The sequence below is a fragment of the Amycolatopsis sp. NPDC034160 genome, from assembly GCF_055575355.1.
Map to the genome: position 1 here is coordinate 404623 of NZ_JBVISU010000001.1, position 24640 is coordinate 429262.

Genomic DNA, 24640 nt, shown 5'->3' on the forward strand with positions numbered 1-24640 from the left:
AAATCCGGTCCACGGGTTCGACGCCTTGGTGAAGACAGCCAAGACGACGAAAGGACCGGACCATGACGACCACCATGACCCCGACGCGGGCGGGACGCCGGGAGTGGGTCGGGCTGGCCGTGCTGGCCCTGCCCACCTTCCTGGTCTCCCTCGACGTTTTCGTCCTGATCCTCGCGCTGCCGAAGCTCAGCCAGAGCCTCGGCGCCGACAGCACTCAGCAACTGTGGATCATGGACGTCTACGGCTTCATGATCGCCGGCTTCATGGTCACCATGGGGACCCTCGGTGACCGCATCGGCCGCCGGAGGCTGCTGCTGATCGGCGCCACGGCGTTCGGGTTGGCGTCCGTCCTGGCCGCCTTCTCGACCAGCGCGCTGATGCTCATCGGTGCCCGCGCGGTCCTCGGTATCGCCGGTGCGACGCTGGCGCCCTCGACGCTCGCCCTGATCAGCAACCTCTTCCTCGACAGCCGTCAGCGTTCGCTCGCGATCGGTATCTGGGCAGGCTGCTTCATCGTCGGCGCGATCGCCGGCCCGATGGTCGGCGGCGTGCTGCTGGAGCACTTCTGGTGGGGTTCGGTGTTCCTGCTCGGCGTGCCCGCGATGGTCCTGCTGCTCGTCGTCGGACCGAAGTTCCTGCCCGAATACCGCAACGAGAACGCCGGCCACATCGACCTGCCGAGCATCGCGCTTTCGCTGGTCACGATCCTGCCCGCGGTCTACGGCATCAAGGAACTCGCCCGTGAAGGCGTGCACGTGGTCCCGGTGGCTTCGCTCCTGATCGGCCTCGGCTTCGGCGTGGTCTTCGTGCGCCGTCAGCGGACCCTCGCCGACCCGCTGATCGATCTGAAGCTCTTCCGCGGCCGCGCGTTCACGACGGCGTTGGGCGGGATGTGCGCGTTCACCATGCTGGGTGGCACGACGATGTTGTTCGTCGCGCAGTTCTTCCAGATCGTCCTGGAGCTTTCACCGGTCGGCGCCGCGCTGGCGTTGCTGCCGGGCATGCTCGCGTCGACCGTCGGCTTCCTGACCGCGCCGATCCTCGCCCGCCGCTTCCGTCCCTCGACCCTGATCGCCGGCGGGCTGGCAGGCGCGATCGCCGGATTCCTGTTGCTGACGCAGGTCGAGGCGGGCGCCGGTCCGGTGCTGCCGTCGATCGCGTTCGCCATCACCTGCCTGGGCGGCGGTCCGCTGGTCACCCTCGGCACGGATCTGGTCGTCGGCTCCGTGCCGCCGGAGAAGGCCGGTTCGGCGGCCTCGTTGTCGCAGACCGGCAACGAGTTCGGCTACGCGCTGGGCATCGCGACCGTCGGGACGCTGGGCAACGCGGTCACGCAGGCCCAGCTCGCCGACGCGGTCCCCGCGCACGACGCCTTCGCCACCGGGATGCACGCGGTGTCCGCGCTGGCCGCGCTGGTGCTGGCGGCGGTCGCGTACTTCGTGCTCAGGCACCTGCGGCACGTGCGCCCGGTCGGTACCGACTAACCGAAGAAGCCCCGTCGCGGGTGCTTGATGATCAATGTCCCCCCGTGCACGCGCCCGGTGATGACGAGCCGGGGCGTGCCGGGGCGGCCGTTCGAGCCGGTCCGGTCGTCGAGGCTGCCGAACTTGATGTCGGTGATCGAGTTGGTGTCGACGGCACCGTTCTCGGGGATGGTGATCTCCACCGAACCCCATTTGACCTGTAGTTCGATGTACACCACCGGATACCGGATCTCCGCTTGGGAGAAGTCCAGTTTGGTGGCGCCGTACTTGTTCCGGATCACCATCGCCTCCGGGACCAGCCAGTTCCCGTCGCGCTGCAACGCCGAGTACTTGCCGTTGAGTTCCATGGCCTGCCCGGACGGCGGCCCGTAGGCGTACTGCTGTGGCGGCGGTGTCCACGGGTTCTGTTGCTGACGCGGCACCATTCCCGCTTCGGGGTGCACCAGGCCCGGCAGATCCGTGAGGACCGCGTTCAGCTCACCGCGGGTCCTGGACGCGAGGGCGCGGTCGGTCCGCTCGGTGAACTCGTCGAGGTTCAGCATTCCGAGGCCGATCGCCTTCTGCAGTACTTCGACGACGTGTTCGCGTTCCGCGTCCGAGACCCGGATGTCCCGTCCGCTCAACGGCTTGGTCTCGGTCGTCGACTGCTCTTCCTCGCCCATGTCTGGAATGGTAGAACCGGATCTCACGCGCGAGATCGGGGAAATACCCTGAACAGACCCGCATTTCTTCCCGGTGCCGCCCTGATGGCGGCATTCCTTCTCCTGGCCGCATGCAGTCCGGTGAAGGCCGGCCCGACGCCACATTCCCCCGAGTCCACCGCTCCACCGCCGTCGCGAATCGAAGGCGAACCGGTGGACTACAGCGGTTTCCGGCTCGTCATGGCGACTTCGCCGCCTTCGATCCTCGATCCCGCCACCGGCGTCACCACTCCGCTTCCGGGTGCTCCGGGCGGGGACAGGGTCAACGACGTCGTCCGGGTCGGCAAGTTCCCGGTCGTGCTGTCGGCCGCCCGTTGCGGGCCATCGTGCCTGGAGCCGTCGGAGGTGCTCGTCTACGGGAATCCCAAGAACCAGCCTTGGCGGCTGGGCAAAGCGCGCAGTGTCGCCCCGTCGGCCGACGAAACCGGTGTCTGGCTGATCCGCGACGACGGCGACGACCTCTGCCGTCTCCAGTACGTCTCTCTGCTCGGCGTCGAAGGGGATCGCGGCCGTCCGGCGAGCTGTACGACGGCCGTGCGCCGAGAAGTGCCGAAGGGACTGCTGATCACGGTGAACAGCGGGACGTCCAGTGCCGAGGACGTGCTGATCGACCCGGCCACCGGCCGCGCCGTGCACCAGTTCCCTCGGGTGCTCGCGGTCACCAAGGACCGGATGCTGCTCGCCGAGCTGACCAAGTTCTCCGTGCTCGACCTGCGCAACGATCAACGCACCCCGGTCGAGCGGCCGGTGACCAACGGCACGCCGGGACCGGTGGTGCCGAGCCGCGACGGCTACCAGGTCGCCGTGCTGTTCGGCGACCCGGCATGGGCCGGGACGGCGACGCAGACCGCCGACGTCTGGGTGCTCGCTCTCGACACGCTGACCTGGACCCGGGCACCCTCGATGCCGATCGCGACCCCGCTCAAGCAGATCGCGATCGAATGGACCGAGGACGACGCTCTGGTGCTGACCACCGATGTCGTCGCGACCTGGCGGCTGGATCGTCCACACTGGACTGTCGGCAAAACGCCGTTGCCCGCCGAGCGGAACCGGTCGGTGGTGACCGTCGCCCAGGGCTGAGTCACTCCTCGTCGAGCCCGTGCTCGATGGCGTAGCGGGCGAGTTCGACGCGGTTGTGCAGCTGGAGTTTCCGCAGTGTCGACTGGACGTGGTTCTCCACCGTCCGATGCGACAGCACGAGTTTCTCGGCGATCTGCCGCGCCGTCATCCCCTTCGCGACCAGCCGCAGGACGTCGGTCTCGCGTTCGGTCAGCCGCGGTGGTGCGGGCCCGCCGTCGGGCGCGTCGGCCATGCGGCGGTATTCGCCGAGCACGAGTCCGGCGAGCCCGGCGGTGAACACCGGATCCCCGGCGGCGGTCCGTTTGACCGCGTCCACCAGTTCGCTTGCCGAGGCCGATTTCACCAGGTAGCCGGACGCGCCGGCTTTGACCGCTTCGAGGACGTCGCTGTGCTCGCCGCTCGCCGACAGGACCAGCACCTTCGTCGACGGCAGTTCCGTGGTGATCTCGCGGGTCGCGTCGACGCCCGACGTCTCACCGAGGTTGAGGTCCATCAGCACGACGTCCGGCCGGACCGTCCGCGCGATCCGGACCGCGGCGGGCGCGTCCGGCGCGGTGGCCCGCACGTCGAAGCCGTGCTCGGTCAGGTCGCGCGCGACGCCGTCGCGCCACATCGGATGGTCGTCGACCACCATCACCGACACTCCGGGTGCACCGGTCATCGCTTTCCCCTCGCCGCGACTGGAACCTTGACTTCCCATTCCGTGCCCTGGCCCGGCGCGGTGTCGAGGGCGACGCTTCCGCCCAGATCCCGCACGCGGCCCTTGATGGACTCCGCGATACCTAGATGTCCTTCGGCGCTCGCGCGTTCCATCACCCCGGGCGCGATTCCGGGACCGTCGTCACGAACGCTGATCACGACCTCGGTGCCGAGATCCTCCAGCAGCACCCAGGCGTGCGCCTCGGGACCGGCGTGCTTCTCCACGTTCGACAGCGCTTCGCGCGCCACCGCCACGAGTTCCGTGGTCACGTGCTCGGGCAGCTGAACCTCGCCCGCCGGTGTCGAGACCTGCACCGACGGGGTCGCGAGCAACTGGAGGGCGGCCCGGAGATCGGTGGTGCCGTTCGCGCTCGGCCGCGTCGGCTCGGTGGTGACCAGCGCGCGCAGCGCGATCTCCTGTTCGCCCGCCAGTTTCGCCAGTTCCGCGGCTTCTCCGCCGAACTCGGCACCGCGTTTGCGCACCCGCGCCAGCACCTGAAGGACGCTGTCGTGGATGGAGCGGGCGAGCCGCTCCCGTTCGGCCGTCGCGGCCTCCATGCGCAACGCCCTGGTCAGCGCGTCCGCGGACCTTCGCGCCATGGTCGCGGCCTGCCCGATCACGAACCCGCTCGCGGTCAGCAGGAAGCCGTCCCGCGCGACGTCGACGTCGAACCGCCAGCGCACCAGCCCGGTGACCACCGAGACCACCAGCCCGGCGAGTACCCCGCCGAGCGCGCCGAACCGCGTCCCGGCGGCCGCGGGCGGGACCGCCGCCCACACCGTCGTGATGAGCGGAGTGTTGGCGTCGAACTGCGCGGTGGACAAAATCCACGCCGAGGTGAACATGAGGATCACGGTCAGCGCGAGATCGACGCCGACCAGCCACGGCCAGCGGCTCGACGGCCGCGCGTAGAACACGCTGCTGACCACCGTCCACACCACCATCGCACCGAAGGCGGCCCACGCCAGCCACTGCTTCGCGTAACCGTCGTAGTGGACGACGAACGAGCCGAGCGCGAAGAGCAGTGTCGCCGCGCGAAGCACGATCACCCCGCGCCACAGCGGAGTGGCCGGGTCCCGCGTGTCCAGTGCCGAGACAGCGCGCCAGAGCGGGGTTTCGGTCACGGCTTGGCTTTGACCTCTTCATCCGGCGAGCCGGGATCGTTCGGCTGCGCCGCCTGATCCTTGAGGACGTCGACCTCGGCCGGATCGGGATCGTGTTCGTGCAGGAGCGATCGAATCCCGGCGTTGAGCACCGCGAGCAGCGGCACCGAGAGCAGCGCGCCCGCGATCCCGGCGGTGACGAGGCCCGCGGTGATCGCGAGCACCACCGCGAGCGGGTGCAGTTTGACCGCGCGGCCGAGCAGGATCGGCTGCAGCACGTGGCTCTCCAGCTGCATGACGCCGATGACGATGGCCAGCACGATCAGCGCGCCGACGACGCCCTTCGTCACCAAGGCGATCAGCACGGCCACCGCGCCGGCGATCACGGCGCCGATGATCGGGATGAACGCGCCGAGGAAGACCAGCGTCGCCAGCGGGATCACCAGCGGCACGCCGACGATCGCCAGCCCGATGCCGATGCCGACCGCGTCGACAACGGCCACCGCCGCCGTCGCGCGCACGTAGCTGACCAGCGACGCGAATCCGCGCCGCCCGGCGACGTCGACCCGGTTGCGCACCCGGCCGGGCACGCCGCGGACGAGGAACTTCCAGATCCCGTCGCCGCCGGAGAGGAAGAAAATGAGGATGAACAGGGTCAGGATGAAACCGGTGACGATCTCGCCGACGGTGCCCGCCGTGGTGAGCGCCGTGGTGGTGATCGACGCCTGGTTGTTCTGCAGGAAGCCGATCGCCTGGTTGATGAACTCCTGGATCTGCTCCTGGCGCAGGTGCAGCGGGCCGTCGATGAGCCACACCTTGATCTGGTTAAGGCTCTCCGTCAGCTGCTTCTGCAATTCCGGCAGACCGGAGGAGAACTGCGCGACGACGAACGTCAGCAGCCCGCCGAGTACCGCCAGCCCGGCGATCAGCACTATCCCGGCCGCGAGCCCGCGCGGGAACCTCAGCGTCATCAGCTTGGAGACCGCCGGCGCGAGCAGCGCGGCCAGCAGCAGCGCGATCGACAGCGGGATGACGACCACCGACAGGTAGCCGATCAGGAACACGATGACGTACAGCGCGGCGATCACCACGATGAAGCGCCACGCCAGCGCCGCGCCGATCCGCAGACCGCGCGGGACCAGAGCGGAGACGTCTTCGGTCGATTCGGAAAGGAAGGGGTTCGCCGGGTCGAATTCCGGCTGCTTGCGCTGGGGCTCGCTCACGCGCACACCGTATCGGTCCGGGGCGACGTTCTTGAGCATTCCGGGCAACGCGCCAGGGGTTGATTCGCCCGAAGCGACGCTTGACACACCGCCGCATGATCGACTCACGAGTAACAGGGTCTCGCCTGGAACGATCACCGATCGTGATCATGGGCTACACCCTGTGTTCTTCACACGATCGTGCCATCAAGGTGCTTCGAAGTCGCGCGGGCCTTCCGCACTTTGCTTATGTCGGTCCCGCAACGACGAACCGGAACACCCAGGCGAGCAGGAGACTGAGTGACGAACGCGGCGAAGAACGAGAGGCGGGGCGCGGCGCGCTTCGGCCGTCTCGCTTCGCGGGCGCTGTTCGTGCTCGGCGGCGCTGTCGCCGGTTCGGCCGCGGCCTGGGTCGTTTCCGGCGCTTCCGCTTCCGCCGACGTCGTTCCCTCCGCACCGGTGATCTCCACTCCCGAAACGAGCGTCACCCCGTTCACCGACGCCACCGCGGCCGGCCTGACCGACGTCTCGCGCGGTAGTTCGAAGTTCGCGGGCGACGTCGCCGGTGCGATGTGCGGTAACCGGCACCAGGAAGCCACCACGTGGTCGATGCCGGCCGAGGACAAGCCCGCGTCCGCGAAGCACCACTGCGGCGCCCTCCGTGCCGACGAGCACGAAGTGTCCACTCGCGTCAGCGACGCCGTCACCGATTTCGCGGACAACGCGGTCATCACCCCCACCGAGCGGACCCTCGGGGCTGTCGAGCACATCGTGCGCAAGCCGCAGGACACCCGCCAGGTGCTCGACGAGACGATCGCCGGAACGCCCGAGGCACAGGACTTCGGCCGCAAGGTCTGGGACTTCCTCGACCCGCGCGGGCACGGCGACCTCCTCCCGGAGCTCCCGGTCGGCGGCGTTCCCCTCGACCCGAGGTCCCCGTTGGAGACCGGCGGGGCAGGCGACCAGGTCACCGACTTCGCGCAGCTGGCCACGACTCAGTTCCCCGCTTTCACCGAGACCGTTCTCCCGACGCCGGCGTTCGTCCAGCAGCACGGAGCCGTCGCCGGTCAGGACGAGAACTCTCCTTCGCGTGACGGTCACCGCGGTGACTTCCCGCGTCCGCTTTCCCCGGCGCAGCTTCCCGTCGCGCCGTCCATCCCGACTGTCCCCGGCGGCGGCACCGCCCCCGGTGGTCACCTCGACGGCCTGACCTATGGCGTTCCGGCCTGGGTCGCCTCCGCCATCGAGCGTTCGCTGGCCGGCACCACGCTGGCCGGTACGCGGTACATGCCGCTCACCCCGGGCGCGCAGCCCGGCGTCACTCCCGACTGAACACCTCCTTCCGCGGGGTAGCCGACGCGCCCTACGCCTCCCGATTCCGGGCTTGGCTTCGCGTCCGCTCCTGATCCCCGCGACACGGCGGTGCGCTTTTGTGCGCCCGCATTCGTTCCACCCCCTCTGGTGCTTCCCGACGCTTCGTCGCGAGCACCTCCTCGAACCCGAAAGGGAACCCGAAATGAAGGAGACAAACCCCATGCAATCCTGGGCAAAGCGCGGACTCCAGACCGCGTTGGTCACGGGTGGGTTGTTGATGCTGGGCACTGGCATCGCTTCGGCTGACGAACAGGTCAACCCCGACATCCCTGCCTCTCCCCTCGACGCGAACGTCACCGTTCCCATCGAGATCGACAACAACGCCATCGGCATGCCTCTCGGCCAGGTCGACCTGCCCGGTTACGAGGGTGAGGTCAGCACCAAGACCGTCACCAAGCCCGTCCCCGAGGCGCTCGCCTCGGCTTCTTCGCCCAGCAGCGGCATCGACGGCATCGGCGGAGGGCTCCCCAGCCTTCCCACCACCGGCGCCATCCCCGCCCCGCTGGCCAAGGGTGAGCCCGCCCCTCAGCTCAGCGGCGGACTGACCCCGGGTGGATTCACCACCACGGACGACATCCTCAAGGGCAACAAGATCGTCGGCGACGTCGTCGTCCCGATCCAGATCGTCGACAACGCCATCGGCGTGCTCGGCGACGCCGAGGTCGAGGGTGGAAGCCACCAGCAGACCTGGGCGCACAATCAGGACATCGAGACCACCGGTGAGGACTCCAGCCTCGCCGGGAACGTCGTGTCCCTCGACTGGGCACTGCCCGTGCAGATCGCCGGCAACGGCGGCGGGCTCGCCGGCGGCACCGGCCGCGTGGTCGGCGGCTCCGCCAACCAGAGCACCACCGAGACCGGCAACATCACGACCGACGGCGAGGGCTCCGCCACCTCCGGCAACGTCGTGGCCGGTCAGTTCGCCACCCCGGTCCAGGTGACCGGCAACGCCGCGTCCTGGATCCTCGGCAACGCCAACAGCTCCGGCTACGAGGCCGAGACCGACGCCACCTCCGGCGGCTGGATCGAGACCGACGGTGACGACTCCTCGATCGGCGGCAACGTCGTCGCGGCGCCGATCGCCCTGCCGGTGAAGGTCAACGACAACGCGGCCGCCGCGTGGGGTTCGCTCGCGAACTCCAACAGCAGCTCCTCCGCCGACGCGACGGCGGGCGACACCACGCCCGGCTGGAGCAACGTCCCCAGCTACGTGCAGACCGAGGGCGAAGACTCGTTCCTCGCGGGCAACGCGGTCGTGCCGCAGACCGCGGACGTCGCCAACGTCGGCGGCGTGGCCGCCAGCTGGATCGGCCTCGCGAACACCGGCACCGAGGGCGGTACCAGCCAGTCCAGCGCCGTCGACGCCGGTGGATTCGTCAGCTCCGCGGGCGAAGGTTCCGCGGGCGGCGGCAACATCATCGACCCGGCGGTGGCCGCCCCCGTCGAGGCGACCTGCATCGCGGGCACCTACATCGGCAACGCCAACGCCACGTCGTGCGACAACACCGTCGACGCGAACGCCGGCAACGGCAGCCACACCACCGGTGAGGACTCCACCCTCGCCGGCAACATCGTCAACACCCAGGCCGCGCTGGCCCCCGAGGTCTACGGCGTCGGTGGCTCGCACCTCGGCCAGGCCGTCGCCCAGGCGACCGAGACGAAGACCGTGACCGCCGGCGGGTATGACGGCACCACGGGCGACGGCTCGTCCGGTTCGGGCAACATCGTCCAGGTCCCGGTCGCGGCTCCGGTCGAGGTCTTCGGCGTCGGTGGCTCCTTCATCGGCCAGGGCTCCGGCTCCGTCGACGAGACCAAGGTCATCTCCGGCGGCGGCGGCGGTAACACCGACGACGACAACGGTTTCCTGAGCTCCAACCTGGGCACTGTGCCGATTTCGCTGCCGCTGCAGGCCTTCGGGATCGGTGGCGCGCTCATCGGTCAGGGCCACGGCGCCGCTGACGGTGACACCACCTCCAACGCTGGTGGCGATGTCCACGCGACCGGTGACGGTGGCGCGGGCGCGGGCAACCTGGTCTACGGTCCGGTCTCCCTGCCGGTCCAGGCGCACAACTTCGCGGCGGTGCTCGGCGGGATCGCTTCGGGCTCCGGCTCGAACCTGACCGACTCCAACGCGGGTGGCGACGCCACCGCCAACGGTGAAGAAGGCACCCTGGCGGGCAACATCGTCCAGTCGCCCATCGGTGGCGCGGTCCCGATCACGGGTCACGGCGTGGCCGGTGCGGGCATCGCCGAGGGCACCAGCGTCAACGACGTCGTTTCGACGGCGGGCGGCGACGCCACCACCAACGGTGACGGCGGAGCGGCCGCGGGCAACATCGTCGGCCCGCAGCTCCTGCCGCTGGTGCCGTTCGCGCACGACGCGGTTTCGGCCGTCGGCACCGCGACCGCACGGAGCACCGACACCATCGATGCCACCTCGGGTGGGGACGTCGAGACCTCGGGCCTCGACGGATCGCTGTCGGGCAACATCCTCGACCTCCCGGCCGCCGCGGACGGCAAGCTGTTCGGCAACGCGATCGCCGCGCTCGGTGGCGTTTCGGAGACCACGTCGGACAACGTCACCCTCGGCCAGGTCGGTGGCGACAGCAGCACGGACGGCAGTGGAGATGCCCTTTCCGGGTTCAACGCCCACCACCCGTTCATCTTCGTGATCCCGCTGGACAGCCACGAGATCCCGGTGCTGGCCAGCGCGGAGTCGACCAGCACGGACCTCACCGAGATCAACGACGAGGACTACAGCCGCGCCTTCCTCGACTCGGTCGGTTCGGAGATGCCGATCGACGCGCTGCCCACGCTGCCGTTCGGTGCGGCCGCCCTCCCCGCGGTTCCCGCGGTGCCGTCGCTGAACGGTGCCGGCATCCTGCCGACCACCGGCGCCCGCGCCAACGGTCCCCAGCTGGCGACCCTCCCGGTGCAGATGGCCGGGCAGACCGCGCTGAAGCAGCTCAGGACCATTCCGGCCCAGCTGCCGAAGTCCGGCCTGCCCGAGCTGCCCGGAACCCCGGCGCTGCCCGGAACCCCGGCACTGCCGAAGGTTCCGTCGCTGCCCGGCGGCACCACTCGTGCGGACGCCCCGAAGGTCGCGCAGCTCCCCGCGCTGCCGGCGGCCGGTGAGCTGCCGGTGGACCTGCCTGCCGTTGGCGAGCTGCCCATCGGCCAGCTGCCTGCTGTTGGCGAGCTGCCTGTCGGCCAGCTGCCTGCCGTTGGCGAGCTGCCTGTCGGCCAGCTGCCTGCTGTTGGCGAGCTGCCTGCTGTTGGCGAGCTGCCTGTCGGCCAGCTGCCTGCTGTTGGCGAGCTGCCTGTCGGCCAGCTGCCTGCCCTGGGCCAGCTGCCCGCCGCGGGTCAGCTGCCGACCGACGGCAAGCCGCCGGTGCAGCTGCACACGACGGGCACCCTGCCCGGCGTGAACAGCACCCCGGCGATGCCGACCGCGCAGGTTCCGGCTCTGGCGAACGCCGACTCGTCGCCGCTGAGCATGTTCCAGCGTTTCGTGGGCACCCTGACCGGCAAGAAGTTCCACACCATGTGAACCTGCCAGTCGGCTCACGCCACTGAATGAGAACGCGGGCCCGGGAGGCGACTCCCGGGCCCGCTTTTTGTCGTCGTGAGTGATTCGGGTCGTTATCGAGGGGTAAGTCAAACGCAGACAACGCCGCAGGGCGCGGGTCCAGTGGGTCGTGAGTGGCGATTCGGGTGAGAACCCGAATCGCCACTCACGACCAACCTGACCCACCCCTCACCGGAAGCCTCAAGACGCCACGGTTGCCTTACCCCCAATAGAACCACCCGGATCACTCACGAGTCCTTCCGAACAACGCGTCCTGTGCCGCGCCCATCGCGGTCAGCACCGCGCCTTCCCGCACCGCGCCGCCGCCGACGGTTCCCGCGCGTACCTCGGTCCGCAGCGGCGAAATCTCCGCGAGCCGTCTGCTCACCCGGTCCGCCAGCGCGTCGCCGCCCGCCCGGCCGACTTCGCCGCCGAGTACGACACAGCCCGGGTCCAGTACCGCGGTGACCGCGGCGGAGCCGATGGCGATCCGCTCCGCGACGATCTCCAGGAAGTCTTCGGCGTCCGCGTCGATCGCGTACCCGACAGCCGCTTCGGCTGCTTCGGCGTTGTCGGACGGCGAAGCCGGGATGCCGTGCGCTCGGGCAAGTTCGCAGATCGCGACGCTGCCCGCGAGGGTGTGGAAGCCGCCGTCGCAATCGGTCGCCGTCGGAAGCCTGCCGGGGCCGAGCATCGGCAGGAACCCGATCTCCCCCGCGCCGCCCGAGGCGCCCCGTCGGAGCGAACCGTCGAGAACGACGGCCGCGCCGACGCCGAAACCGAGCCACAGCAGCACGAACGTGTCCCGGTCGCGAGCGGCGCCGAGCCGTTGTTCGGCCGCGGCCGCGAGGTTGACCTCGTTCTCCAGCAGCACCGGGATGCCCAGCCGACGCCGGAGCTCGAAGACGAGCCTCCCGTGCCATGTGGGCAATCCCCCGGCCGGTCGCAGTCCTCCGGTCGCCGGATCGACCAGTCCGGGAGCGCCGACGGCGATGGTGTGCAGCACGGACGCGCCCGCTTCGGTGGTGGTGTCCTTCAGCAGCGTGATCGCGCGCTCGACGGCCACGTCGGTGTCGATGTCCAGGTCGAACGGGAGCGAGGCCTCGGCGCGGGTCCGCCCCAGCAGGTCCGCGACCGAGACGGCCATCCCGTGCGTACGGATGTCGAGGCCGGCGAGGAACGCGCGTTCGGCGACGATGCCGTACAGCTTCGCGTTCGGCCCTCGGCGTTCGGCGCCCGCTTCGCCGACGACGGCGATCAGCCCGGCGTCCTGCAGCCGTTCGACGAGGTCGGCGACGGTCGGCCGGGAGAGCCCGGTCGACGTCTTGAGCTGAGCGGCCGTCAGCGGGCCCTCGCGCTGGAGCAGGTCGAGGGCCAGCCGGTCGTTGATGGCCCGCGCGGTACTCGGGGAGGCGGACGGCATCCGAATGACACTCACCGGCAGATCCTCCCAGAATTAATTATCAGGTTCCCTTCCTGATAGTTTACGCTGATGCTCGTCGGGTTGTCTCGTGGACCTTGGGGGCCCAATGAGTAATGCAGTGGAAACCGTCGGCGGGCCGACGCGGCGGGTGCGGCAGGCGCGGGTGGCCGTCGCCGCCATCTTCGCCGTGCACGGCGCGGTGACCGGCAGTTTCGCCACCCGGATCCCGTGGATCCAGGAACACGCGGGAATCAGCGCCGGACAGCTCGGCCTCGCGCTCGCTTTCCCCGCCATCGGCGCCTCGCTCACCATGCCGCTCGCCGCGCGGATCGGGCACCGGCTCGGTGGCCGACAGGGCCTGCGGGTGCTGCTCGCCTACTGGACGCTGGCGCTGATCCTGCCGTCGTTGGCCGGAAACCTCTTCACCCTGTGCCTGGCGTTGTTCGTCTTCGGTACCGCGGCGGGCACCTCGGACGTGCTGATGAACGCGCTGGGTGTCGACGTCGAGGAGAAGATGGGCAAGTCGGTCATGTCGGGGCTGCACGGCATGTGGACCACGGGCGCGCTCGTCGGATCCGCCGCCGGTGCGCTCGCCGCGCACGCCGCGCTCGACGCCAGGGTGCATCTGGCGATCGCGTCCGCCGTGCTCACCGTCGCCGGCGCGCTCATCTGCCAAGCGGTGCTCGACGTCCGCAGCGCGCCTGACGAGCACCCGCCGCCGAGGTTCGCGTTGCCGCCGAAGTCGGCCGTGATCATCGGGGCCGTCGCGTTCTGCGCTGTCTTCGCCGAAGGGGCGAGCCTCGACTGGTCCGCCGTCTACCTGCGTGATGTCCTCGGCACCTCGCCCGGTATCGCGGCGGCGTCGACCACCGCGTTCACCTGCACGATGGCGGTCGCCCGCCTTTCCGGGGACGCGCTGGTGCGACGCTTCGGCGCGGTCAAGACGGTCCGCGCGGGTGGCGCTTTCGCGACGGCGGGTGGTCTGCTGGTCGTCTTCGCCGCGAATCCGGTGATGGCGATGGCCGGATTCGCCTTGATCGGCCTCGGTGTCTCCGTCGTCGTTCCGCTCGCCTTCGCGGCGGCCGGACGCAGCGGCCCGACGCCGAGCCAGTCGATCGCGGGCGTCGCGACCATCACCTACTCCTCCGGGCTCGTCGCGCCGTCGCTGGTCGGCGGGATCGCCGACCTGACGTCGCTGACGGTGTCTTTCGGGCTGGTCACGCTGCTCGCGCTCGGCCTCGTGGCCGGCGCCGGGGTGCTCCGCTCCCGCTAGCCGAACTGGAGGGAGCGCTTGGCGAGGCCGTACCAGTAGCCGTCGATCACGGTCTCGCCCTTCCCTTCGGAAGAGCTCGCGCCGAGCGAGACGAACAGCGGTGCGAAGTGCTCGATCCTGGGGTGCGCGATGGCCGCGGCGGGTGCCTTGTGCTGGAAGTCCAGCAACGCGTCGAGGTCGCCCTCGCGCAGGGTTTCCGCACCCCAGTGATCGAATTCGCTCGACCAAGCCGGTGGCACGCCGTCGGTGCCGTCGGTCTGGCGCATCGCGCTCAGGTTGTGCGTGAAGAAGCCGCTGCCGATGATCAGCACGCCCTCGTCCCGCAGCGGCGCGAGTTTCCGGCCGAGGTCGAACAACTCCCGCGGGTCCAGCGACGGCATGGACACCTGCAGCACCGGGATGTCGGCGTCCGGGTACATCTCCACGAGCGGGACATAGGCGCCGTGGTCGAGGCCGCGGTCGGGCGCGTCGTGGACCGGCGTTCGCGTCGAGCGCAGGAGTTTCCGCACCTTGTCCGCGAGTTCGGGAGCGCCGGGCGCGGCGTATTTCACCTGGTAGTAGCGATCGGGGAAGCCCCAGAAGTCGTAGACCAGCGGCACCGTGGTGGTGGCGCCGAGGGTCAGTGGCGCCTCTTCCCAGTGTGCGGAGACGACGAGGACGGCCTTCGGCTTTTCGAGGTTCGCCGACCAGTCGGCGAGTTGGCGGGTCCAGGTGGCGTCGTCGGCGAGCGGCGGCGCGCCGTGGCTGAGGTAAAGCACCGGGGTGGCGGCCATGTCAGCTCCAAGTGTTTGAACTTTCAACTACCAGGATAGACGACGTCACCCGTCCTCGCCTTATTCCGAGGCGGGGATACTTCTCGTGTGAACAGCGATGCCGTGGCCGACGTGGAACGCGCGATGATCGCGATCCGGCGGAGTCAAGCGAGGCGCTCGCTGTCGAAGCTCGCCCGCGATCGCGCCGAATCGATGCCCGACCAGGCGGTGCAGGGCCTCCTCGACGCCGTCGAAGCGGCCGAGGAGAGCGGCGAGCCCGGTACCGTCACGAGCCTCGCGACGGCGCTGACCATCGACCAGCCGCGCGCGAGCCGGCTGGTCGCGCGGGCCGTCGACGAGGGTTTTCTCCGGCGTGAGGCCGATCAGCGTGACGGCCGCCGGGCCGTCTTGGTGCTCACCGACAGCGGGCGCGCCGCGGTGACGCGCATGCATGAGTTCCGTCGTTCGGTGTTCGCCGAGGCCATGGCGGACTGGCCGGAAGAAGACCGGCGCGAGTTCGCCCGGTTGCTGACCGCCTTCGTCCGGAACTACGGCGCGCTCGGCTCGGCCGTGAGTGGCGATTCGGCTTAGAACGCGCTTCGCACGGTTTCACGAGGAGGTCGTGAGTGCTAATGAGGGTTCTAACCCTCATCGTCACTCACGACCCCGCGCTGAGCAGGACACATCTCAGGTGCTGGCCGCGTGCCCCCACTCACGAGGCCGTCTTCCTCACTTCCCGCAGAAGACCGTCTTGAGCAGCTTGTTCAGCGCCCCCGGGAAAGCCTGCGTCGGGTCGTTCGCGGCGTCCCCGCCGGTGATCGACGCGGTCAGCGTCTTGCTGCCGTCCGGTGTGCTGTACATCAGCGATCCGTAGCCGTTGAGGCCGCCGTTGTGGTTCAGGACGGTCCCGACGCAGCCCGGCCCCAGGTCCTGAGTGAACTGTCCGAGGCCGTAGTAGCCGTAGAGGCTTTCGCTCTGTGGGTGGGTCTTGCGCATCTCGGCCAGGAGCGTGGCCGGTAGAAGCTTGCCGCTCTGGAGTGCGGAGAAGTAGGTCTGGAGATCCTTGGTCGTCGAGATCATGTCTCCCGCGCTGGAGATCCAGGACGGGTTCTGGTGGGTGACGTCGACCGTCTTCCACTGACCGTCGTTTTCATAGCGGTAGTAGGCGTGGGCGTACGGCTTGGGCATTCCCGGCCAGGCGCCCGGCGACAAGGTGCCCCGCAATTTGAGCGGCCGCAGGATCCGCCGGTCCAGCTCGTCGGCGAAGGAGTGGCCGGTGAGCTTTTCGACCAGCAGCCTGGCGACCACGTAGTTGGTGTTGGAGTAGCTCCAGCTCGCCCCTGGCTCGAACAGCAGCGGTTTGGCCACCGACAGCCGAACCAGCTCTTCGGGCTGGTAGGTGTGGAAGCGCTTGTCCACCCATTCCTGGCCGGCCCACGGGATTCCCGGCGTGACCGTCCCGTCCGGGTTGTACTGGCCGGTGTGGTTGAACAGACCACTGGTGTGCTGCAGCAGCATGCGGACGGTGATCCGCCGGTCCAGGCCGAACCGCGGCAGGAAGCCCGCCACCGGGGTGTCCAACCCGATCCTGCCTTCGGCAACCAGCTGCAGTACCAGGGTCGCGGTGAAGTTCTTGGTCGTGCTGCCGACCCGGAAGTGGCCGTTGGTCGGCGGCTTCGCCGTTCCGCCCAGCTCGCGCACCCCGGCGCTGCCGGTCCACTCACCCCGCTCGTCGCGCACCCGCAGCTGCATCCCGCCGAAACCGGCGTCGACGAATTCCTGCGCGGCGCGCTGCAGCTCCGGCCGATCCTGTCCGGCCGAGGCCGTCGGCGCGGCCACGCCGGCCAGCAGCGTGACACCCAGCGCCGTGATCCCCACTCGCCGGAGGATTCCGTTCTTCGTACCCCTCAGTGACTTGGTCATGGGACCACGTTCGCGTGCCGCGCTGACACGGGGCAGTCACCGCGCTGACACGGCCGTCGTCAGCCGGAGACGCGAGCTTCGATGCCGTCGAGCAGGAAGTCGAGACCTATCCGGAAGGTCTGGTCGGCGTCCAGGTGGACGGCGTCGCGCACCACCGTCTCCAACGCCGGGAACCGGCCGGTGGCGAAGGTCCGTTCCAAATAGGGTCCGTGTGCGCTCTGCCAGCGCTTCTCGTCCATCCCGGTGGCCCGTTCGGCACGCCGCTCGGCGATCTCCCGGCGCACCGCGCCGATCACGTACGAGTGGACCGCGGAGACCACCGGCATCTTGGCGTCCACGCCGACGTCGTCCAGCGCGGCCAGCACGATCTCCCCACCCGTCAGCGCGTTCGGGCCGAGCCGGGGCCTGCCACCGAGGAGATCGGCGAGCCATTCGTGCTGGCGGGCGGCGTGCCGGGTGGTTTCGGCGAGAGACCGCAGTACCTCTCGCCAGTTGTCTCCGGCGGGCCGGATCTCCGCGTGGACGGCGTCGACCATCAGGTCGAGCAGCTCGTCCTTGCTCGCGATGTAGCCGTACAGCCGCATCGGGCCGACGTCCAAGGCGGCGGCGACCTTGCGCAGTGACACCGCTTCCAGGCCATCCGCGTCGGCCAGCCGGATCGCCGCTCGGACGATCCGCTCCCGGCTCAGCGAGGCCGGTGCCGGTCGATTCGGCGGTTCCGGCCGTTCCCACACCAACATGGCGCTGACAATACATCGCATCAGTCGATACACTGTATCGAAGAATACAGTGTATCGAGGGGTGACGACATGACCATCGCCATCGTCGGAGCAGGTCTGGGTGGCTTGGCTCTTGCCAGGGTGTTGCACGTGAACGGCATCGACGCCGTCGTCTACGAACGGGAATCGTCACGCGACGCGCGCGGCCAGGGCGGGATGCTCGACATCCACTCCGGTCAGCGGGCGTTGCGCGAAGCAGGACTGATCGACCGGTTCTACGAGATCGCCCGTGGTGAAGGGCAGGACATGCGTCTCCTCCAGCCTGACGGAACTCTGCTGCTCCAAGAGGACACGCCCGACGACGCCCCGCTCGCCCGGCCCGAGGTCGATCGCGCCGATCTGCGCGGCCTGCTGCTGGATTCCCTCCCCGAAGGTGTGGTGCGCTGGGAGCACGCGTTCGAATCCGCCGAGAACGGCCGGGTGCGGTTCGCCGATGGCGGAAGTGCGACTCATGACCTGCTGGTCGGCGCGGACGGCGCGCAGTCCCGGGTCCGCCCGCTGGTCACCGACGCCCGCCCGGCGCATCTCGGCCAGAACGTCGTCGAGGTCGGCATTCCGGACATCGACCGCACCCGCCCCGACCTCGCGGCGATGGTCGGACGCGGCAACTACTGGGTGCTGGGCGACGGAGTGTCCTTGGGGGCGCAGCGCAACGGTGACGGCCGGGTCCGGATCGGTATCAGCTTCTACGACACCGGCGAAGACTGGTTCGCCACCAGCGGCATCCCCTTCGACGACCCGGCCGCCGCCCGGGCGCGGCTGATCGAGCTGCTCGACGGGTGGGACTCACGGATCATCGCGCTGATCGAGGCCTGCGACGACCTGGTCGTGCCGAGGTCGATCAGCGCGCTTCCGGTCGGTCTGACCTGGCCGTCGACACCGGGCGTCACGCTGATCGGTGATGCCGCGCATCTGATGCCGCCGGTGGGCGAGGGCGCCAACATGGCGCTGCTCGACGGTGCCCTGCTCGGTCTCGCGCTGGCCGCGCACCCGGACGACTATTCGACCGCCGTCAAGGAATACGAACGCGAGATGTTCGAACGGACCAGCGCCGCCGCCCGCATGTCCGCGGACATGCAGGAACTGCTGATGGCGCCCGACGCCGCCCAGAGACTGCTCGCGTTCTTCCAGCCCGGCTGAAGTCACACCCGCTTCACGCTGTGAGCCGAACTGCTGTCAGCTGAACCGCTGTCGTGGCAAGGCCCGGCCGAGCAGTCTGGAGAAATGGATCTCGGGTTTCGTGGCGAAGTGGTGGACTTCTATCACCGGTTCCGGCGTGGTTATCCGCCGGCCGTGATCGACGCACTGGTGGACGCGTTCGAGCTGACCACCAGTGATCTCGTGGTGGATCTGGGGTGCGGTACCGGGCAGCTGACCCTGCCGATCGCGGAGCGAGTGCGGTCCGTGGTCGCCGTTGATCCGGAGCCGGACATGCTTTCGCGCGCCCGGCGTGGCGCGAGTGAGCAGGGGACGGCCAACGTGAGCTGGATGGTCGGGTCCGACACCGACATCCCCGCGCTGGGCGCGCTGATCGGCGATCGACGTCTGGCGGCGGTGACCATCGCGCAGGCGCTGCACTGGATGCGGCACGATGAGCTGTTCCGCGCGGTGGTCCCGTTTCTCCGGCCCGGCGGCGGGGTGGCCGTGGTGACCAACGGGACCCCGTTGTGGCTGCAGGACAGCGAGTGGTCCCGCGCGCTGCGTGGCTTTCTGGAGGACTGGCTCGGCAGCAAGACGACCGGCACCTGCGGTACCGACGACAGCAGCCAACGGCTGTATCGCGACAGCCTGGTCGCCGCCGGCTATGCCGCGTCGGTCGTCACCGTCGAGTACTCCGACGAACTCACCGCGGACCAGATCGTCGGTGGCGTCTATTCGGCGCTGCCCGTCGGCCGCGTCCCCTCCCCCGAGGAACGCCCGCGGTTCGCCGAGCGGCTCGGCGATGTACTCCAGCCGCATCGGCCGTTCATCGAGGACGTACGGGTGACGGCCCTGATCGGCCGGATTCACTGAGCCGACACCGACTCGGCCAGGCGGCGCGCGCGTCTCCTACGCCAGGTGATGACGATTCCGCGCCTTCCCTACGGGAGTCGCCTAGTCGTGCGAGAGGTCGACGAACCGGCTGTAGTGCAGTTGGTGCGCGACGGTGATCGTCGCCGTCGGCCCGGCACGGTGCTTCGCGATGATCAGGTCCGCTTCACCGGCGCGCGGGTCGTCCCGCTCCCAGGCGTCGGGGCGGTTCACCAGGATGACGAGGTCGGCGTCCTGCTCCAGCGAACCGGACTCACGGAGGTCGGACAGCATCGGGCGCTTGTCGGTCCGCTGCTCGGGACCACGGTTCAGCTGACTGATCGCGATCACCGGGACCTCGATCTCCTTCGCCAGCAGCTTCATCTGCCGTGAGAACTCCGAGACCTCCTGCTGCCGGGACTCGACGCGCTTGCCCGAGGTCATCAGCTGCAGATAGTCGAGGACGACGAGTTTGAGGTCGTTGCGCTGCTTGAGCCGCCGGGCCTTCGCGCGGATCTCCATCATCGTCATGTTCGGCGAGTCGTCGACGAACAGCGGCGCCTCGGAGACCTCGCTCATCCGGCGCGCGAGCCGGGTCCAGTCGTCGTCGGACATCTTGCCACCGCGCATGTCCGCCAGCCGGATCCGAGCCTCGGCCGAGAGCATGCGCATGACGATCTCGGTCCTGCTCATTTCCAGCGAGAAGATGACGCTGGTCAGACCGTGTTTGATGGACGCCGAACGCGCGAAATCCAGTCCCAGGGTCGATTTCCCTACACCGGGTCGCGCGGCGACGATGATCATCTGTCCGGGGTGCAGGCCGTTGGTCAGATCGTCGAAGTCGGCGAATCCGGTCGGGATGCCCTGCGACTGCCCGCCGCGCGACGCGATCGCGTCGATCTCGTCCATGGTCGGCTGGAGCAGTTCTTCCAGCGCGACGTAGTCCTCGCTGGTGCGCCGCTCGGTGACGTCGTAGATCGCGGCCTGCGCGCGGTCGACGACCTCGTCGATGTTCGCGCCGTCGGCCGCGGCCGCGCCATAGCCGTACTGCACGATCCGCGTGCCCGCCTCGACCAGGCGCCGCAGCACCGCCTTCTCGGAGACGATCTCCGCGTAGTATCCGGCGTTCGCCGCCGTCGGCACCGTCGCGATCAGGGTGTGCAGGTACGGGGCGCCGCCGATGCGGCCGAGTTCGCCCCGGCGTTCCAGTTCGGCGGAGACGGTGATCGGGTCGGCGGGTTCACCGCGTCCGTAGAGGTCGAGGATGACGTCGTAGATCGCCTGGTGCGCGGGCCGGTAGAAGTCGTCGGGGCCGAGGGCTTCGATGACGTCGGCGACGGCGTCCTTCGACAGCAGCATGCCGCCGAGCACGGACTGCTCGGCCGCGATGTCCTGCGGCGGCTGGCGGTCGTATTCCCCGCCACGCGGCCCGGGGTCGCTGGGACCCGGGTCGGACTCCGCGTACATCGGATTGCGGTCGTCGGTCAGCGCCACCGCTGCTGCCACCTCCTCAGGCATCGAACACGCGTTCGATTATGCCAGAATTTCCCCGGTCGGTCCCCTGTGCTCGCCGTCCGCCCTCCCGCGGCTCCTCGAGCTCCCCTGTGTTCATCTTCCGGACCCCTCGGACGCAACACTGCGTACTGGCCCGGCGGGCACGGTAGGCCCCCCGAAAGGACCAGCGCAATTTCGCCTGGGGACCGCCCTGTGGACAACCTGGGGATGACTGCGGGCATCCCTTCACAGGTGGCCCGAAGCCTGTGTACAACTTGTGGGCAACGCTGGAATGGTCTGACAAAATCGCTGGTCAGGGCCTGTGTACACACTGTGGAGAACTTTCTTCGAATCCGCCCGGCGTGTCGGGCGAAATCCGTCATTCGGCGTGTCGCACGGCGGCGCACAGGGGTGCCCTGTGGATGGATACTACGGAGGGTAGAGGGTCCACTCGCCGGGCCGGCCGGCGTGTGATTCAGGACGCGAACAACCTGCCCTGTGCGCTCCGTAGTCGGTCCGCGAGAACCTGCTGGTCGGCGGGTGTGAAGGCGATCCTCGGCTCGCCACTCCCCGGTACCTCTTCGGTCAGCCACCGGCCCTCGGACGTATCGATGTAGTTCACCGGGCGTTCGATCCGCTGCCGCGCGCCGCTCCGGCCGCGAGCGGCGACGTACAGGCTGCCGCTGCCCAATCGGCGTAGCGCGAGGATGCGGCGAAGCTCGTCGGCCTCCTGGCTGCCGGCGCTCTGTCGACCGCTGCGAAGCACCTCGAAGCCCTCGTCCTGCGCCGTCGACGACGAGCGCGGCGCTTCGATCTGGCTCTTCGGGACGGCGATCGGACGTCCACGTCCCGGCGCGAGCTTCGGGATCTGGTCGAGGAACTCGGTGAGCAGCTCCTCAGGCCGCACCGAAGCGAGCGCGATGCCGTCGTGTTCGCTGTGCCGGGCTAGTACGAAGCCCTCCCCGCCACTGCTGCCCGCCAGCAGGGTGAAGCTCAGCGCCTTGCCCTCGAATCCGCCGTCGACCCAGCCGTAGTACTCCAGGGACGGCCTGGCGATGGCTTCGAGCGTCGCCTTGAATCCGGGGTGCAGTCCCCTGGCGCCGAAGAGGCCCTGGCTCGCCAGTTCCTCATTGGTCCGTTCGTCCTCGGTCCGCTGTGCTTCCTCGCTGTACCAGGTCGGTGTTTCCGACAGGATCGTGTGCGGTTCGCCGCCACGGCGGCGGATCAGCGTGATGAGGGTGCCGGTCGTGATAGTGACCTGCTTGTCCAGCACCGGAACTGCCCCCTAGTCGTTCATGTTCGTCCAGCCCGGAACAAGACAAGCCGGGCGCGGCGCCAATTTTGGCACGCGCCCGGCGCGAGAGTACGTATTACTCCCCGATCACCGGCGGTGCGGTGAGTTCGTCGGTGCCGAAGATGTCGTTGGGGTCGTCGCCGACGAGGTACTTGGCGCTGCGCTCCTCGTCCTCGCCGCCCTTCCCCTTGGCGGCACCGGCACCGGCACCCATCCCGCCCATGCCGCCCATCATGCCGCCCGCACCGCGACCCGCACCGGCTCCGGCACCGGCCGCGCCACCGCCCATCCCGGCGCCGCCCATCGCGCCCGCGTTGCCGGGCAGGGCCGCGCCGCTCCCGCCACCGGGCCCGAATCCGGGGCCGAAGCCGCCGTCCGGACCGAAGCCGCCCGCGCCGGGGATGTCGGCGCCGCCGAAGCCGGCGCCGCCACCTCCTCCGCCGCCGCTCGGGCCGAAGCCGCCGGCACCGGGGATTTTCGGCGGGGTGAAGCCGGACGCGTTCGTCCCGTCGTCCCAGGACGGCGGCTTGTAGCCGCTGCCGGGGATGTTCGGGTTGTACTGCCCGCCGGGCAGGTTGGAACCCGGCAGGTTGGAACCCGGCAGGTTCGAGCCGGGGAAGTTCGAGCCGGGCAGATTGCTGCCGGGAAGGTTCGAGCCGGGCAAATTCGAACCCGGCGTACCGATACCCGGCATGTTCGACCCGGGAATGCTCGGCATCCCGCCGGGCGGCATCGAACCGGGCGGCGTCGAGATGCCCGGCATGCCGTTGTGCCCGTTCCGGTCGCCCTGACCGTTCCCGTTGCCGTCCTTGTCCTTGCCGTTCCCGCCGCCGCCGTTGACGTCGACGCCTCTGTTTTGCCCCTCCATCTTGCTGTAGGTGGGCAGCTTCTTGCCGTTCTCGGAACTGGCCTTGAAGTACTCGTTGAACGCGTCGACGTTCGCTTGACCTTTTTGGTTGTAGTCCCGGATCGCGCGGTCGGTGTCGGTCGTCCACGGGGTGACGGAGTTGAGCAGGTTGTTCTTCGGCGGGTCCTTCGGGACCGGCTGGACCTTCGCCTTCACCGTGGTGAACGCGGTGTTCTGCTCGCCCAGGTACTTGTCGGAGTCCGTCAGCTTCTTGCCGGAGTCCGCCATCCAGACCCGCAGCGGATGCGCGCCGGACTCCTGCGCGGCTTCGGCGCTCTTACCGGTCCAGGCGGCGTCCATTTCCTTCGACAGGTTGTCGATGGTGGTCAGCCTGTCCTGGTAACCGGCCTTGAGCCGGGTCGCCGCGGCCTGTCCCTCCTGGATCGACCCGGTACCCGGGCCGGTGACGATCTTCTCCCAGATGTTGTAGCAATCGATCTTGCGATCACCGCCCGACGCTTCGAAGTCGCCGGATTTCGTGGTCGCCAGGTTGTAGGCCGAGTACCCGGCGATGATCGGCAGCAGGAACACGCCTCAGCCCTCCTTCAACGTCTCGATCATCGCTTCCCCCACTTTGCGCGCCACCGGGCACGGGTCGCTCGCGCCCGGCCCGTGGTCGTACTGCACCAGGATGTTCACGGCCAGCTGGTCGGTCACGCCGACGAACAGACCGCATTTGCCGCTTTTGCGGCCGTCGAGTGCCGCGGCGTACACCGCCGGGTAGCCGGCGATCTCGGTCGGCTCGAAATATTCGTCGTTGGCCTTCGTGTCGTAGACGTCGCTGAGGCCGTTCTTGTTCGCGAGCACCGGGCTGATGTCGATCTGGTTCAGCCGGTCGTCCACCGCGAACAGGGAGCAGCCGGGGCCGACGCTCGTGGTCCCCTGCTCGCCATCACTGAGGCCGAGCTCGGACCGCTTCGCCGGGGAAAGCGCGGAGCACGCGTTGCTCTCGATCGACGAGGTCTTCAGCGGACTCGACACCTTGGGCGCGGAGCCGGACGAGCCGCTCGACGCGCTCGAGGCACCGGTCGTGTACGACGGCTCGGAGGACGCTGTGCCGTTCTTGGTGCCCGAACAGCCCGCGACCAGCGCGGCGGCGGCGAAAACGAAGACGAGGGAACGGCGCATCACACGGCCTTGTGCTTGTTGAGCGAAGCCTGCGTTTCGGCCTCGTTCGTGGCGATCTTCTGCTTCGCGGCGGTCAGCTGGTCGATGTAGTTCTGGACGTAGTCCTGCATCTTCTGGTTCTGCTCCAGGAACGCCTTGCCCGAAGGGTTGGCCAGCTTCTCCCAGTCACCGCTCGCGAACTCCTTGCCCGGCGCCTTGACGTTCGCCATCAGGTTCGCGTCGCGGAAGTCCTTCTTGAGCTCGACCTGCAGGTCCGTCCACTTCTTGATGATGCCGTCGATCTTGTCCTTGTCGAAGGTGAAGCCGCCGCCACCCCCGCCGGACGTCGACGCCGGCTTGTCCGGGTTGGCCGGCGCGGACACCGTGACCTTCTCCTGCCGGTTCTGCTCGGCGTTGCTGTCGTAAGCCATTGCTCCCAGATCCCCTTTTGCGTCCCCGTACCTCG

General features: G+C 69.1%; 21 protein-coding genes. 8 read left to right on the forward strand and 13 right to left on the reverse strand.

Going from position 1 to position 24640, the window contains the following annotated elements; all coding sequences use genetic code 11:
• The first annotated feature begins 62 nt into the window (after positions 1-62).
• Positions 63-1484 (forward strand): MFS transporter, encoded by a 1422-nt coding sequence (locus ACZ54P_RS01945; RefSeq protein ID WP_465459687.1) that lies wholly within the window; start codon positions 63-65, stop codon positions 1482-1484.
• Here ACZ54P_RS01945 and ACZ54P_RS01950 read toward each other — a convergent pair.
• Positions 1481-2146 (reverse strand): DUF1707 SHOCT-like domain-containing protein, encoded by a 666-nt coding sequence (locus ACZ54P_RS01950; protein ID WP_465459688.1) that lies wholly within the window; start codon positions 2144-2146, stop codon positions 1481-1483. The genes ACZ54P_RS01945 and ACZ54P_RS01950 overlap by 4 nt on opposite strands.
• Positions 2147-2230: 84 nt before the next feature.
• Between ACZ54P_RS01950 and ACZ54P_RS01955 the strand changes: the two genes are divergently transcribed.
• Entirely contained in the window at positions 2231-3265 is a 1035-nt protein-coding gene (locus tag ACZ54P_RS01955; RefSeq protein WP_465459689.1) for a hypothetical protein, read from the forward strand.
• 1 nt (position 3266) lies between these two features.
• On the opposite strand, the gene ACZ54P_RS01960 is transcribed toward ACZ54P_RS01955, so the two are convergent.
• The 3 genes from ACZ54P_RS01960 to ACZ54P_RS01970 are packed head-to-tail and all read right to left on the reverse strand — an operon-like array spanning position 3267 to position 6291.
• On the reverse strand, positions 3267-3926 hold the full coding sequence (locus ACZ54P_RS01960; RefSeq protein ID WP_465459690.1) for a response regulator: 660 nt from the start codon (positions 3924-3926) through the stop codon (positions 3267-3269).
• Positions 3923-5089 carry a MacS family sensor histidine kinase gene (macS, locus tag ACZ54P_RS01965; RefSeq protein WP_465459691.1) on the reverse strand — a complete coding sequence of 389 codons (1167 nt, stop codon included), beginning with the start codon at positions 5087-5089 and terminating at the stop codon, positions 3923-3925. The genes ACZ54P_RS01960 and macS overlap by 4 nt, the downstream gene beginning before the upstream one ends.
• Positions 5086-6291, reverse strand: coding sequence for an AI-2E family transporter (locus ACZ54P_RS01970; protein WP_465459692.1), 1206 nt, complete (start codon positions 6289-6291; stop codon positions 5086-5088). The genes macS and ACZ54P_RS01970 overlap by 4 nt, the downstream gene beginning before the upstream one ends.
• A gap of 279 nt (positions 6292-6570) precedes the next feature.
• Here ACZ54P_RS01970 and ACZ54P_RS01975 point away from each other — a divergent pair, with 279 nt between their 5' ends.
• Positions 6571-7602 carry a hypothetical protein gene (locus ACZ54P_RS01975; RefSeq protein WP_465459693.1) on the forward strand — a complete coding sequence of 344 codons (1032 nt, stop codon included), beginning with the start codon at positions 6571-6573 and terminating at the stop codon, positions 7600-7602.
• Between the two features lie 202 nt (positions 7603-7804).
• Positions 7805-11194, forward strand: a complete 3390-nt coding sequence (locus ACZ54P_RS01980) for a beta strand repeat-containing protein (protein WP_465459694.1) — start codon at positions 7805-7807, stop codon at positions 11192-11194.
• Between the two features lie 262 nt (positions 11195-11456).
• Here ACZ54P_RS01980 and ACZ54P_RS01985 read toward each other — a convergent pair whose 3' ends face one another.
• Entirely contained in the window at positions 11457-12650 is a 1194-nt protein-coding gene (locus ACZ54P_RS01985) for an ROK family transcriptional regulator (protein WP_465459695.1), read from the reverse strand.
• Between the two features lie 91 nt (positions 12651-12741).
• On the opposite strand from ACZ54P_RS01985, the gene ACZ54P_RS01990 reads away from it, so the two are divergent.
• Positions 12742-13908: an MFS transporter gene (locus ACZ54P_RS01990; RefSeq protein WP_465459696.1), complete on the forward strand. Its 1167-nt coding sequence runs from the start codon at positions 12742-12744 to the stop codon at positions 13906-13908.
• Here the strand turns inward: ACZ54P_RS01990 and ACZ54P_RS01995 are convergent.
• On the reverse strand, positions 13905-14681 hold the full coding sequence (locus ACZ54P_RS01995) for a dioxygenase family protein (RefSeq protein ID WP_465459697.1): 777 nt from the start codon (positions 14679-14681) through the stop codon (positions 13905-13907). The genes ACZ54P_RS01990 and ACZ54P_RS01995 overlap by 4 nt on opposite strands.
• 123 nt (positions 14682-14804) lie before the next feature.
• Here ACZ54P_RS01995 and ACZ54P_RS02000 point away from each other — a divergent pair, with 123 nt between their 5' ends.
• A complete protein-coding gene (locus ACZ54P_RS02000; RefSeq protein WP_465460212.1) occupies positions 14805-15251 on the forward strand; it encodes a MarR family winged helix-turn-helix transcriptional regulator in 447 nt (148 codons plus the stop codon).
• Between the two features lie 138 nt (positions 15252-15389).
• Here the strand turns inward: ACZ54P_RS02000 and ACZ54P_RS02005 are convergent, their stop codons facing one another.
• Both ACZ54P_RS02005 and ACZ54P_RS02010 read right to left on the reverse strand, forming a co-directional pair.
• Positions 15390-16583 (reverse strand): serine hydrolase domain-containing protein, encoded by a 1194-nt coding sequence (locus ACZ54P_RS02005; protein ID WP_465459698.1) that lies wholly within the window; start codon positions 16581-16583, stop codon positions 15390-15392.
• Between the two features lie 59 nt (positions 16584-16642).
• Entirely contained in the window at positions 16643-17323 is a 681-nt protein-coding gene (locus ACZ54P_RS02010; RefSeq protein WP_465459699.1) for a TetR/AcrR family transcriptional regulator, read from the reverse strand.
• A 69-nt stretch (positions 17324-17392) separates the two neighbouring features.
• On the opposite strand from ACZ54P_RS02010, the gene ACZ54P_RS02015 reads away from it, so the two are divergent.
• Entirely contained in the window at positions 17393-18502 is a 1110-nt protein-coding gene (locus ACZ54P_RS02015; protein ID WP_465459700.1) for an FAD-dependent oxidoreductase, read from the forward strand.
• An 84-nt stretch (positions 18503-18586) separates the two neighbouring features.
• Positions 18587-19375: a class I SAM-dependent methyltransferase gene (locus tag ACZ54P_RS02020; RefSeq protein ID WP_465459701.1), complete on the forward strand. Its 789-nt coding sequence runs from the start codon at positions 18587-18589 to the stop codon at positions 19373-19375.
• A gap of 81 nt (positions 19376-19456) precedes the next feature.
• Here the strand turns inward: ACZ54P_RS02020 and dnaB are convergent, their stop codons facing one another.
• The 5 genes from dnaB to ACZ54P_RS02045 form a co-directional block, all read right to left on the reverse strand.
• Positions 19457-20866, reverse strand: coding sequence for a replicative DNA helicase (gene dnaB, locus ACZ54P_RS02025; RefSeq protein WP_465460213.1), 1410 nt, complete (start codon positions 20864-20866; stop codon positions 19457-19459).
• 475 nt (positions 20867-21341) lie between these two features.
• Entirely contained in the window at positions 21342-22139 is a 798-nt protein-coding gene (locus ACZ54P_RS02030) for an ESX secretion-associated protein EspG (protein WP_465459702.1), read from the reverse strand.
• A gap of 97 nt (positions 22140-22236) precedes the next feature.
• On the reverse strand, positions 22237-23598 hold the full coding sequence (locus tag ACZ54P_RS02035) for a PPE domain-containing protein (RefSeq protein WP_465459703.1): 1362 nt from the start codon (positions 23596-23598) through the stop codon (positions 22237-22239).
• A 3-nt stretch (positions 23599-23601) separates the two neighbouring features.
• On the reverse strand, positions 23602-24195 hold the full coding sequence (locus tag ACZ54P_RS02040) for a DUF3558 domain-containing protein (RefSeq protein ID WP_465459704.1): 594 nt from the start codon (positions 24193-24195) through the stop codon (positions 23602-23604).
• Positions 24195-24605, reverse strand: coding sequence for a hypothetical protein (locus ACZ54P_RS02045; protein ID WP_465459705.1), 411 nt, complete (start codon positions 24603-24605; stop codon positions 24195-24197). Before ACZ54P_RS02045 ends, ACZ54P_RS02040 begins: the two co-directional genes overlap by 1 nt.
• Between the last annotated feature and the right edge of the window lie 35 nt (positions 24606-24640).